The organism is Virgibacillus salexigens, assembly GCF_000723585.1.
GTDB classification, from domain to species: Bacteria; Bacillota; Bacilli; order Bacillales; family Amphibacillaceae; genus Virgibacillus; species Virgibacillus salexigens.
The window spans coordinates 2,313,909-2,326,741 of the sequence record NZ_CCDP010000001.1 but is presented as its reverse complement, the minus strand read 5'-3'; the positions used below and the strand labels follow the sequence as shown (position 1 = coordinate 2,326,741).

At 35.5% G+C, this 12,833-nt stretch carries 13 protein-coding genes and 1 pseudogene; 11 read left to right on the top strand and 3 right to left on the bottom strand.

The window, feature by feature from the left end:
* Positions 1 to 95 precede the first annotated feature (95 nt).
* From BN990_RS11120 to BN990_RS11110, 4 genes and pseudogenes are all read left to right on the top strand, one after another.
* Entirely contained in the window at positions 96 to 842 is a 747-nt protein-coding gene (locus tag BN990_RS11120; RefSeq protein WP_021291484.1) for a metallophosphoesterase family protein, read from the top strand.
* On the top strand, positions 793 to 1,218 hold the full coding sequence (locus tag BN990_RS23165) for a GNAT family N-acetyltransferase (RefSeq protein WP_238323674.1): 426 nt from the start codon (positions 793 to 795) through the stop codon (positions 1,216 to 1,218). Before BN990_RS11120 ends, BN990_RS23165 begins: the two co-directional genes overlap by 50 nt.
* Positions 1,219 to 1,856: 638 nt before the next feature.
* A pseudogene (locus tag BN990_RS21945) lies at positions 1,857 to 1,994 on the top strand (GNAT family N-acetyltransferase); the annotation flags it as partial.
* A 19-nt stretch (positions 1,995 to 2,013) separates the two neighbouring features.
* A complete protein-coding gene (locus BN990_RS11110) occupies positions 2,014 to 2,631 on the top strand; it encodes a DUF2268 domain-containing protein (protein WP_081856135.1) in 618 nt (205 codons plus the stop codon).
* A gap of 43 nt (positions 2,632 to 2,674) precedes the next feature.
* Here the strand turns inward: BN990_RS11110 and BN990_RS11105 are convergent, their stop codons facing one another.
* Positions 2,675 to 3,439, bottom strand: a complete 765-nt coding sequence (locus BN990_RS11105; protein WP_021291477.1) for a MerR family transcriptional regulator — start codon at positions 3,437 to 3,439, stop codon at positions 2,675 to 2,677.
* Between the two features lie 432 nt (positions 3,440 to 3,871).
* Here BN990_RS11105 and copZ (BN990_RS11100) point away from each other — a divergent pair, with 432 nt between their 5' ends.
* The 7 genes from copZ (BN990_RS11100) to copZ (BN990_RS11070) all read left to right on the top strand — a co-directional run bounded on the left by copZ (BN990_RS11100) (position 3,872) and on the right by copZ (BN990_RS11070) (position 9,878).
* Complete coding sequence (copZ, locus tag BN990_RS11100; protein WP_021291476.1) at positions 3,872 to 4,078, top strand: copper chaperone CopZ; 207 nt, start codon at positions 3,872 to 3,874, stop codon at positions 4,076 to 4,078.
* Positions 4,079 to 4,198: 120 nt separating this feature from the next.
* Complete coding sequence (locus BN990_RS11095) at positions 4,199 to 4,477, top strand: glutaredoxin family protein (RefSeq protein WP_021291475.1); 279 nt, start codon at positions 4,199 to 4,201, stop codon at positions 4,475 to 4,477.
* Between the two features lie 95 nt (positions 4,478 to 4,572).
* A complete protein-coding gene (locus BN990_RS11090) occupies positions 4,573 to 5,190 on the top strand; it encodes a nitrite and sulphite reductase 4Fe-4S domain protein (protein WP_021291474.1) in 618 nt (205 codons plus the stop codon).
* Between the two features lie 121 nt (positions 5,191 to 5,311).
* Positions 5,312 to 6,748, top strand: a complete 1,437-nt coding sequence (locus BN990_RS11085) for an MFS transporter (RefSeq protein ID WP_038244157.1) — start codon at positions 5,312 to 5,314, stop codon at positions 6,746 to 6,748.
* Between the two features lie 187 nt (positions 6,749 to 6,935).
* Entirely contained in the window at positions 6,936 to 7,238 is a 303-nt protein-coding gene (locus tag BN990_RS11080; RefSeq protein WP_021291472.1) for a metal-sensing transcriptional repressor, read from the top strand.
* Positions 7,239 to 7,253: 15 nt separating this feature from the next.
* Positions 7,254 to 9,641 carry a heavy metal translocating P-type ATPase gene (locus BN990_RS11075; RefSeq protein WP_370457708.1) on the top strand — a complete coding sequence of 796 codons (2,388 nt, stop codon included), beginning with the start codon at positions 7,254 to 7,256 and terminating at the stop codon, positions 9,639 to 9,641.
* Positions 9,642 to 9,671: 30 nt separating this feature from the next.
* Positions 9,672 to 9,878, top strand: coding sequence for a copper chaperone CopZ (copZ, locus tag BN990_RS11070; RefSeq protein ID WP_021291470.1), 207 nt, complete (start codon positions 9,672 to 9,674; stop codon positions 9,876 to 9,878).
* Positions 9,879 to 10,323: 445 nt separating this feature from the next.
* Here the strand turns inward: copZ (BN990_RS11070) and BN990_RS11060 are convergent, their stop codons facing one another.
* Complete coding sequence (locus BN990_RS11060; RefSeq protein ID WP_101953535.1) at positions 10,324 to 11,538, bottom strand: MFS transporter; 1,215 nt, start codon at positions 11,536 to 11,538, stop codon at positions 10,324 to 10,326.
* 62 nt (positions 11,539 to 11,600) lie between these two features.
* Positions 11,601 to 12,176 carry a TetR/AcrR family transcriptional regulator gene (locus BN990_RS11055; RefSeq protein WP_038244145.1) on the bottom strand — a complete coding sequence of 192 codons (576 nt, stop codon included), beginning with the start codon at positions 12,174 to 12,176 and terminating at the stop codon, positions 11,601 to 11,603.
* Positions 12,177 to 12,833: the final 657 nt, after the last annotated feature.

Here is a 12,833-nt window from a genome sequence, read left to right as displayed (position 1 = left end):
TGAGAATTTTAACAAAGGCGTATCTTTTTATTTGAAATATTCGTTTACATAAGTAAAGCGAAAAAAAACGAAAACATTAGATTGGAGGACTTAGTATGAAAATTGCTGCACTTTATGATATTCATGGGAACTTACCAGCGTTGAGTGCGGTACTAAAGGAACTTAAAGAAATTAAACCAGATTCAATTGTCGTTGGAGGGGATATAGTTTCTGGACCTATGCCTAGGCGGTCTTTAGAACGGGTTTTATCATTGGCTGATACGGTTAATTTTATTCGTGGAAATGGAGACAGGGAAGTGGTGATGGCTTTTGATGGTAAACCACCCCCCTCTGCTATGTCGGAAAAGGGACGTGAAAACCAACAATGGGTAGCTAGTCAGTTAACCCGGTCTCAAAGGGATTTTCTATCAGAATTACCAACAACGATAACGCTTCCCGTTGGTGGATTAGGCGACGTTTTATTTTGTCATGCTACGCCGAGTAGTGATGAAGAAATATTTACGCCGCCTACCTCGCAGGAACGGATCACCAATATTTTCTCAGATGTCCAGCAAAAGATTGTCGTTTGTGGTCATACTCACATGCAATTTGAGAGACAAGCAGGTGATATACGTATTTTAAATGCTGGTAGTGTAGGGATGCCATTCGCTGATGAACCAGGAGCATACTGGCTTCTACTTAGTCCAATGGGAGTTGAATTTCGTCGGACGACATACGATTTTGAAATGGCTGCAAAATGGATCAAAAGAAGCGGAGACCCACAGGGGAAGGAGTTTGCTGAAAAGAACGTGCTTGAAGTTCCAACAGCTGCTGAGGCTGCAAGATTATTGGAGAAAGCATAATATACATTTATTTCAATATAAGGGCGCAGTTGCTGAAGAAAAGTCTAATCTTTGGAGGGGAAATATAAATGTAGCTCCACTAATTAAAGGAAATGAAGTGTTTTTACGGCAACCAATAGAGAAAGATGTTGAGGATTTTTTTAATGTTGAGGTAAGCAAAGAACTTGTCAAAATGTACGGTGGAGATACAAAAAATATATCCCCAAAGACTATGGAACTAGCGAAAAATTTCATAGATGCCATAAAATCAAATAAGCTGGAATGGTGTGTAGAATTTGAAGGACGATTAGTTGGACAAGCAAGGCTATCAATTAATAAAGCTGATAATCGTGACGTTATGCTGTGGGTTTATTTGACCCCTCCGTCTGGAATTTAGGATTAGGAACAGAGATTACACAATTAGTATTACAGTATGCTTTTTAAGAACTTCACCTACATCGAGTCGATTTGCGGGTGCTTCAATATAATAAACATGCAATAAAGTGCTACGAAAAGTGTGGTTTTATTCAAGAAGGTGTAGAAAGAGAAGGAGCTTTAATTGAGGTAAGTATGAAACAGATGTATTTATGAGTATCTTAGACAGAGAATACCAATTTATAGAAGATACATTTATAGAAATGAGTTAACGGTAAGTTAGTTCGACAGGATAGAGTAGCAATCATTATCATTTTTGACTTTCTACAATCGTGCCCGTAGAATATATTTTAGCTTCATGAAGTAAATGAGCAAAATGGAAATTGCAAGTTAGAAAATGTGTTATTCGGACATTCCTTCCCTTTTTTAAGAATTATTTGTATAATTAAATTTGTTGGATATTAGGTGAGGGAGGGGATTCAAATGAAAAACTATAAAATTATAACAAAAATCCATACGATGGTTTATGCCCCCTCATTAAGAAGTTAATAATATTGAAAATTTAAAATTATTTTTTAAAAAGACCTTCGTATTAACGGAGGTCTTTATTTATTCCAAGAGTATCTAACAAAAAATAACAATTTAAGGAGAGAAGTAATTATGAAGATTAGGAAATACAGTGTAGATGATGAATTGGGATGGGTTCGATGTAGAGTGCTTTCTTTTTTGGATACAGCATATTATGATAACGTTTTCAGTGAAAAGGAAAAGTATGAAAATCCATCAATTGAATTAGTGGAATAATGCAAAAAGGACGATTGAAGCTGCAGCATCTCGCTTTGAAAATGCCGGCATTCCCTTACCGGAAAAAGTTGTTGTAGGAATCTTTTTAGGAGACCCAGAACACTTAGCAATGTTTGAAGGATACACGGGTATGGGATCTATACCTGGATATATATTAATAATGATAGATCCGAACGAAAAGAATCTTCCAAAGCTGAATGCATGTATTGCCCACGAGTTTCATCACAATGTGCTTTTCCATAATACAAATTGGAATTTTATGACTGACATAACAGTTGGAAGATACCTTGCTATTGAAGGCTTGGCTGAAAGCTTTGCAGCTAGTATGTTTGGAGAAGAGCATATTGGCCCCTGGGTAACAGGTGTACAAGGAGCGGATTTGGAAACCGCGAGAAGAATAATTTCAAAATCACTTGATGTCAGAGGGTTTATGGAAGTTCGTAAATATATATTCGGGGAGCACCCAATGATGCCAGAGACTCAAGACTTCGGAATGCCTTTCTGTGGAGGCTATGCTGTAGGATATCATGCAGTACAGGCATATCTGAGAAAGCCTGGTATTTCAATAGAAAAGGCTACGATTACTGATGGCGATGAAATCATAAAGGCATCTGGCTATATTGAAAATTAAATTAATGTAATAAAGCATGCTGATTGTGCAGCATGCTTTATTACTACCTAATAGTTTTGCAATAATACATAATTGCTCGATAAACGAATCCACTCAAATCTTCATCACTAAATTGGTTGATATAGTTTTTCCATCTCTTATCAGATTTATAGGTATTAGCAATACATTTTAAAATTTCTGTATCACAAGTCATATTTTGTTCCATGTAATTTTTCCATTCTACTATTAGTTTCTGTATATCCTTAGAAGAAGGAAGTTTATGTATTTGTTCTGCTAATTTTTTAAATACTTTTTCCATATTGTTTGCAAATTCATCATATAAATTTTCTTTTTCCTTATCAGATAGTTTTTCTATATTCTTCTCATACTCTTTATATTTCTCTGTTTCACCAAATACCATTTTGGCTTCACGGCTATATTGTTCTGATAGTGGCAAAATTGGTGAGTTATTAAAGATATTCAAATTAAATATATCTTTTCCTGATACATAATCCTCTAAGTCACTAATAATTGCACCTAAACGTTGTTGTTTTTCGATCAGTGTTTGATCATGTATTTTTAAAATTTGTAGTTGTTCTTGTTTCGATAGCTGCATAATATCTGATATTTCTTTTAAAGAAATATCCATTTCTTTAAAAAATAAAATAGTTCGAAGGCTTTCCAAATCTTCACGGCTATATGCTCGATAACCATTATTAGACAAGCGAATTGGTTTTAATAAATCTATTTTATCATAGTAATGTAGTGTTCTAGCAGTGACACCTGTTATCCGTACAATATCTTTAACAGTAAAAATATGCTTTTTCATTTCGAAAACCCTCTAATTAATTTTAAAATTATGTGTATTTATATATTTCACTCATTTTGTAATATATATTATACTTTAACCTTACGTCACTGCAACAGGGTTCGGACTTTTGTTTATTTTATAAGTTCGCCTAAAAGGTAAAGGAAAGTTCTTATTAAAGTAAAAAGTAGCTTTAATAATATTTTAGTATCGGGCGCTTTAACGGAGTAACGAAAAAGGCGTATATATATGTTATAAATTGGGCTTTTTAATTTGGGAATTTCCTTAACTTTGTAAATCCGCATTTTCCTGACGCTACCCCGTAAATTAGATGAACTAGGAATGGTAGTCGTACCAAAAGAACTTCGAGATAACGAAATAAATTTTACACTTGACAATACCTAACTGGGGTATGGTAAGGTAAAAAAGAATTAAAAATAGGAGGTAATTTAAATGACAAATAAAACACTTAACGTACAAGGCATGTCTTGCGGACATTGCGTGAACTCTATTGAGGAGAGTGTAGGAGAACTGAACGGTGTTGAAACGCTAAAGGTTCATTTGCAAGATGGAAAAGTCGATGTAATCTTTGATCCAGATAAAGTGAATTTGAAAGATATTATAGAGGTTATTGAAGAACAGGGATACGATGTTGCCTAAGTAGGATGATCGTGCTTACGCAGAGCGATCCCAAAATTTTGTACCTTTATGGTCAATAGCAATTGACCTGGGGCTATTTTTAACGCGCATTTTTATAAACTAAAGGGAGGTAAGGGTAGAGTGAAAAACTTTCACCTTGAAGTCTACACCAGGCCCACTTGCTCTGATTGCCAAGACTTGAAGAAATTCTTGCAAGTTCATCATATTCCTCATAAAGAATATGATTTAGCAAAACAACCATTAAAAGAGAAGGATCTTATAAAGATAACAGGAAATAGAATCGTTCCGGGGCTCGTATTTTCTAAGCCGTCCCTTTTGGGTTTGAGGAGAAAACCGAAGAGCATGATAGGGTTTGAGAGAAATAAGGATGAAATTAAGCAGTTATTAAATGTAAGATAGCTGACATTTAATAACTAGGTATGTTGGGGAGGTTTTTTTATTAAATTATACCCTTCCTATGTAAGGTAATTTTAATGAAAAGAGGGAGAAATTATATGAATACCGATGTCAAAAAAACGAAAATCGCGGTAAATGGTGGAATAGGGTTCGGGGCAAAACTAAATCCCAAGCAACTTGTGACAATCTCAAAATATATGAGTGAAGATGATGAACTTGAGTTAACTACTTTTCAACAACTCTATATAGAAATTCCGGAGAATAGAAAAGAGGAAACCATAGAAGAATTTGAAAGTGTTGGGTTGGCATGTTATCCAGTTGGAAACTTTGTAAAAAGCTTGAGAACCTGCAATTTCTGTAAAGGAGAAGAACGGGAAGGGATGCCAGTAGCAAAAGAATTAAATAAACGCTTTGCTGGAAAACCTGTACCCTTTACCCTAAAGATCGCCTATACAGGTTGCCCAATAGGTTGCGGAGAACCTATGCTAAGCGATATAGGTGTTATGAAATTTAAGGATCATTACAATTTATATGTTGGTGGAAAAGCAAAAGGAAAAGACGCTGCGGTTGGTTTCTTGCTGAGGGAGAATCTAACACCAGAGGAATTGTATGATATCGTAGATAAGATTATTTCTGCCTATTCACATCTGGGTAAAAAAAGGGAATCATTCTTTAAATTTTGGAAAAGGATAGGTAAGGATCAATTGATAAGTTAATATAAAATGCTTTATCCGTTGTGGATTAATAATAGGTAAGGACTTATAATTCACCTTTTCACAAACAATTATTTTAATATTAAAACAAAGATTAAACTGTAACACTGGAGGTAATATCATTATGTCTACACATTCACAGACACTTTCGCAACCTGACCCTAAAAGATGGAAGGCACTGTTTTTATTATGTTTTGCAAACTTTCTCGTAATAATGGATGCGTCTATTATTCAAATCGCATTACCGTCAATTCAAGAATCACTCGGATATACCCAAGAAAGTTTACAATGGGTGATGAGCGCTTTCCTTCTTATATTTGGAGGTTTCCTGTTATTAGGGGGTAAATTAGCCGATTTATATGGTAATCGCCGTATTTTTAACTTAGGTGTTTTTATTTTGGCTGTTTCGTCCTTGTTTGCAGGTTTAGCCTGGAATGAGATAAGTTTAAATATATTCCGTGGGATTCAAGGATTGGGTTCAGCATTAATTGCACCTTCAGCTTTGTCTATGGTAATGCGACTCTTCAATTTCAGCACTCCCGAAAAAGAAAAAGCACTTGCTTTTTGGGGCTTATCCGGTGCAGCAGGTGGTGCATTCGGAATTGTTTTTGGCGGACTCATAACCGGATTCTTCGGATGGCGCTGGACATTGTTCATCTATGTACCATTAAGTATTCTTGTTTTGATTCTTAGCCCTAAACTATTACAAAAATCCGGGCAAAGACTTAAAGGACGTATTGATTATGTTGGTGCTGCTTTAGCCACAGCATCTTTGATGTTAATTGTTTACGGCATTGTATCAGCGGAACACAGTGGCTGGACATCAAGTAATGTTGTGATTTCTCTTATTGTCGGAGTAGTTCTATTTCTGATTTTTCTTATCGTAGAATCCAAAATGAAAGAAGCGCTATTACCACTCAATATATTTAAAACACCTAACTTAGGTATCGGTAATGTCGGTGTCTTTTTAACACAGGCAGCATGGTTCCCATTAATATATATGTTGATCCTTTATCTGCAACAAGTGTTACAATACTCTCCGACAGCCGGCGCAATGGCAGTATTGCCTGTACCTTTGTTTATGGCTTTCTTCATAATTGTCGTGGCAGAAAAAGTATTGGCCAAATTGGGTATAAAAATGACTATGGTTGTTGGTTTCGTGATTCTCGGCTTAGGTAATATTTTATTTTCGCAATTTGCAACAGTAGATGGTACTTACGTCATAAGTGTATTATTCCCTTCATTTGTAGCAGCACTCGGTAATGCACTTGCTTATTTAGCGTCTACGACAGCGTCTGTATCGGAAGTAGAGCCGAAAAAATCAGGACTTGCTTCCGGTTTATACAATACCAATTTCCAAATTGGTTCCGCAATTGGTCTAGCTATACTGGTGGCTATTGCTGGAGTAGCAACTGCTTCCAGTACAGCCGGGTCTCAGTTAGTTGCTTTGAATGAAGGTTTTCAGCAGGCATTTTTCTGGGGCGGTATCATAGCCTTTTTAGGTGCTGTATTAGCACTTCTGTTTACCCGTTCACCAAAGCAGGAAGAATCTAATAGGTAAAAATAGGGTAAGTCCCAGGGTTATATAGCCGGGACTTGACCTTGAAATAAAAGTGGTAAATTAAGCCTGTACTTTCAATCTAATATTAAAGAATTTTCTAGGTTATTTTACAAAATATGAAGCTTTTGTTGACAAATATACCATATGGGGGTATAGTATAAGTATAAACAAAAAGGAAGTGATTGAGTTGGATAAATTCTTACGTAATCAACCAAGTAAACCAAGAACACGAGATGAAAAGGAGAAAACCATTAACCGTTTAAAGCGAATTGAAGGTCAAGTTCGTGGAATACAGAAAATGGTGGAAGAGGATCGATATTGTGTAGATATTTTAGTACAAATTAGCGCCATTCAATCCGCATTAAAAAATGTAGGTTTCTCTGTCACGGAACGACATATCAATCATTGTGTCAGTGATGCGATCAGAGAAGGTGAAGGTACAGAAACGATTGAGGAATTAATGAGTGTATTGAAGCAGTTTTCCAAGTAATTAAGGGAGGGAACGATGATGAGCGAAACAAATCATGCAACACTTGGTATAACAGGAATGACCTGTGCTGCTTGTTCCAATCGCGTTGAAAAAGTTTTAAATAAAATGGATGGAGTAGAAGCCCAAGTCAATTTAACAACAGAAAAGGCGACCGTCGATTACGATTCAGAGAAGGCTTCTATTGAAGAGATTACAAAGAAAATAGAAAATACTGGTTACGGTGTACTAACGGAAAAAGCCGAATTTGATGTTTTTGGGATGACTTGTGCAGCTTGTTCTAACCGTATTGAGAAAGTTTTGAATAAACAGGATGGTGTTAAGCTTGCAACTGTAAACTTAACGACGGAAAGTGCAACGGTTGAGTATAACGCTGGATTAGTCGATCAAAAGGCTTTGATTGAGAAAATCCGAAATGTTGGCTATGATGCAAAACCTAAAGCTGAAGCATCAGAAAAGCAAACACACAAAGAAAAGGAACTAAAACATCAGAAGACGAAGTTAATCATTTCAGCTGTGTTAGCTTTACCGTTATTAGTAACAATGTTGGTTCATTTATTTAATATGACGATACCAGATATATTCATGAATTCGTGGTTCCAATTTGCTTTAGCAACACCCGTTCAATTTATCATCGGATGGCAATTTTATGTTGGCGCCTATAAGAACCTTCGTAATGGTGGAGCGAACATGGATGTACTTGTTGCATTAGGTACGAGTGCTGCCTATTTCTATAGTTTATACGAAGCATTTAAGACTATCGGTAATCCTGAATATATGCCGCATTTATACTTTGAAACGAGTGCTGTATTAATTACGTTGATTTTATTTGGTAAATATTTGGAGGCAAGAGCCAAAAGCCAGACAACGAATGCACTATCCTCTTTGCTAAATTTACAGGCAAAAGAAGCTCGCGTAATAAGAGATGGAGAGGAAATCATGACGCCAGTTGAGGAGGTTGTCGCCGGTGATCGGTTAGTTGTAAAACCAGGCGAAAAAATACCGGTAGACGGTATGGTTATAAAGGGGAAAACTTCTGTTGATGAATCGATGATTACGGGGGAATCCATTCCAATTGAAAAGGACGTGGACGCAGCTGTTATCGGATCAACGATAAACAAAAATGGCTCGATTGAAATGGAAGCGACAAAAGTAGGGAAAGATACCGCCCTTGCATCGATTATCAAAGTCGTGGAGGAAGCTCAAGGGTCAAAGGCGCCAATTCAACGGTTAGCTGATGTTATTTCAGGTTATTTCGTTCCAATTGTAGTAGGTATTGCCATCCTAACATTTATCGTTTGGATTTCATTTGTCCAGCCTGGTCAATTTGAGCCTGCCTTAGTTGCGGGAATTGCTGTACTTGTTATTGCTTGTCCATGTGCGTTAGGGCTTGCAACACCAACTTCTATTATGGTAGGTACAGGAAAGGCTGCTGAAAGTGGAATTTTGTTTAAAGGTGGAGAACACTTAGAAAAAACACATCAGTTAGAGGCAATCGTTCTTGATAAAACTGGAACGATTACAAAGGGAAAACCTGAAGTAACAAACTTTACAGGTGATGAGGAAACATTACAGTTGCTTGCGAGTGCGGAAAAAGGTTCAGAACATCCACTTGCTGAAGCCATTGTTGCTTATGCAACAGAGCATGATGTTGATTTTGTGGAAGTAAAGGAATTTGATGCTATACCTGGTCATGGTATTGAAGTTAAAATTTCTGGAAAACACGTTCTTGTTGGAAATCGAAAATTAATGCAAGATCATCATGTCGACGTTGGTGGTGCGGAACAAGAATTGATTGATTACGAAGTTGAAGGAAAAACAGCGATGTTAATTGCCATTGATGGAAACTATCGTGGAATTGTCGCGGTTGCTGACACCATTAAAGAAACCGCACCACAAGCAATTAAAGAATTGCAGGAACAAGGCTTAGAAGTGATCATGTTAACAGGGGACAACGAACGAACAGCGCAGGCTATTGCAAAACAAGTAGGAATCGACCATGTAATTGCGCAAGTATTACCTGAAGAAAAGGCAGATAAAATCAAAGAAATTCAGTCACTAGATAAAAAAGTGGCAATGGTAGGTGACGGTGTGAACGATGCACCTGCATTGGTTACTGCAGATATAGGAATCGCCATTGGGACCGGTACAGAAGTGGCAATTGAAGCTGCTGACATTACAATTCTAGGTGGTGAGCTATTACTCATACCGAAAGCAATTAAAATCAGCCATTCAACGATTAGAAATATTCGTCAAAACCTCTTCTGGGCATTCGGCTACAATACAGCAGGGATTCCAGTTGCAGCTATTGGGCTACTTGCACCGTGGATTGCAGGTGCGGCAATGGCATTAAGTTCGGTAAGTGTTGTTTCGAACTCCCTTCGCTTAAAACGAGTGAAACTATAAATAGACAAATTTAAAGGAGGTGAAAAAGTCATGGAGAAAACGTTAAATGTGCAAGGCATGACATGCGGTAATTGCAAAATGTCAGTTGAAGGCGCATTAAAAAAACTAGATGGCGTATCAGCAGCTGAAGTTAATTTAGATACTGGTAATGTAGAAGTTGCTTTTGATGAATCAAAAGTACATGTTGATGCCATGAAAGAAGCTATTGAAGAACAAGGTTATCATGTAAGTGCCTAAATATAAAATAGGAAAGCTGGTTTTCTGTTTGGAAACCAGCTTTTATAAAATAAGATGGGAAAAATATAGCCATGTGTTTCCCCCCATTAATAATACCTCCAGCATTAGCCAAAGCCAACCTTGATTCCACAAACTTTGAGTCAGACGAGACATTTAAAATTTTGATTAATAAAAAGGAAGAACAGATCGAGACAGTTGACAATATGGATTTTGACAATGCAACAAACGGGCCAGATTGTGGAGCAACATCTTTAAAGAAAACAGAATATAAATGAGATTCAAATGTACTTAAACTATCTTATAGAATAATTGAAGAATAGAATTATGCAATAAGGCATTGGAGAAAGCAATAATAGTAATTAATTTGCTCCTGATGTAGAAGATAATGCTAATGTTTGTACCCCAAAAATTAGATTTTGACTCTAACTCTTGGGAACATTGATAGTTAGGACACGTGTTTACTTTTGGTTTTTGATAAATTTATTGTATTATTTTTTATTAAATGAACTAATAAGGCGATTAAAGGCAAAGCTGCTCCAATGAGTAAAGTTACTTCACTATTAAATTTATAGTAAGCATAACTTCCAATCCATGAACCAAAGGCTCCTCCCAAAAAGAAAATAGTCATATATAATCCATTAAGTCTATTTCTTTTCTCGGCGTTCAAACCAAAGATAACCTTTTGACCTAATAACATATTTCCTGATACACCAATATCGATACCGATGCCTGAGATAACGATTAAAATTACACTAAATGATGAATGATCTTGAACAAAAAATAATAGTACGATAGATAATAGTACGAATGCCATTGATACATTAGTCATTGTAAAAATATAACCTTTATCTGCTATTTTACCGATAGTAGGAGTTAATAAAGCCCCTGCTATTGCAACAAATCCAATTAATGCAATTTCATTATTTGAAAAATGTAAAGACCTTAATAAAATTGGCATAACTGTCCAGTAAAGACTAAACGTTGCAAATAAACATGCGTGATAAAACGCTCTTTGTTGTAACGGAGATGTATTTATTAGTAGCTTCACCATAGAAGCTAATAAATTTGAATATGACATGTTACTAGTTGATGCTACTTCATAGTCGGGCAAAAATTTTATAATTAACAGTAATACGGCAACTAGCGTTATTAATGAAAATAGAAATACCATTCTCCAGCCGAACCAGCCAGTTATTCCGATAGATAATGGGCGAGCAATCATAATCCCAATCAATAAACCGCTCATCACTTTACCTACATATTTACCTGTCTCTTCAATGGGCACAATCCTCATTGTGAGTGGAACTAATATTTGAGCCGCACAGGCCCCAATGCCAATTATGATTGTTAATATTAAAAAAACAATACCATTTGTCGAAATAAGAGTACCCATTAATGAAATAATAGAAAGCACGATAAGAATACCAACGATTTTCTTACTTTTAAATAAGTCAGCCATTGGTACGATAAAAAATAATCCCAATCCATACCCAATTTGTGTCAAGGTAGTGAGCAATCCGGATAAATCAGAAGAGATGTTCAGATCTTTTGCAATGAATTGTACAATTGGTTGTGCATAATAAATATTAGTAGCCAGTGAACCACAACTAATTGCCAAAATAAATATTAAAAGGTTTGCTTTTTTAGTCAACAGTATCATTCCTTATGTGTTTATTTTTATTTTCTGGTACGATCATTCCAAAATACTTAAAAAAAGAAAGACTATAAATCTGCAATAGCCTTATCTACTAGACCCTGTGCTAGATTTTTTTCTTTTTTATATTTAGACATTAATTTAATGCTATGATTTAAACTTAAAAAAGAATATGCTACTAATTCAGAGTTAACCTGTTGTGAAATCTCTCCTTTCTTTTTTCCTTCTTCAATGACTTGCTTAATTATTTTCTCAAGCTCATTAAAATCATTTAAAAGGATTTCTTCTATAGAAGGATCAATCTGTCCAATAAGCAGTGAAGAATTCGTTATAATACAACTTTTGGGGAGGTCATCTGAATAACATTCTTCAATAAGTTGATAAAAATAGGATTTTAATGATGCTTTCGTGTTGATACCACTAAAAAGCAAATTTCTCTTTCGATAGCCATAGTTTTTATAATGATCTAAAACCAGTTTAAATAGTTCATCCTTATCTCCAAAACTATCGTAGAGAGTGGATCGACTTATTCCCATCGTTTCAATAAGATCTGAGACATACGTAGCGTCATAACCTTTTTCCCAGAATAAATACATAGCTTTATCCAATGCCTGTTCTTTGTTAAAACTAATACTTCTACCCAACTTACAACACCCCCATTCATATAATTTAGTATAAAGTTTACGGAACGATAAGTCCAGAAAAACTTATCTTGAAATCAAGTCTTCCGTTAAAGGGCGCGATTGTGGAACAAAAAGTTGATAAAAACTTAATCACTGCATATAATAAGAATAGAACAAACGTTCTTTGAGGTGATTCCATGAATGAGGAATTAAAACAGTTAGCAAAAGATTTCATCATTCTTCCCTTCGCAGTGAAGGTATTTGAACAGGATAAAATACTTAAGTATTGTTTATCAAAGTATGACCGTACTTCAACTTTCGTTATATCTTCTGCTTCCATAAAATATCTTCTCTTAATATTTTTTCTACATATTACCATAAATACGATATCTTAAGCCTACAGTTTCACAAGATTCTTTTAATTTTCCACTTCGTAAATCAGATATCGTATACCATATTAATATCGGATGATGCTTATAGTGAGTAAAGTAATATTGATTAAATATTACTTTACTCACTTCTTTATACTTCTTGATTTTATCTTTGTTAGTCGCCATTGTCTGTTGGGTGCGGAGTTGTCTGGTAAGGTAAAAACAAGATTCTTTTATGAATCCTTTCAAACTAAAACGAGAGATAAGTAATAGAAAAACATGGAAAAACTATAAAAGTTAAAAAATA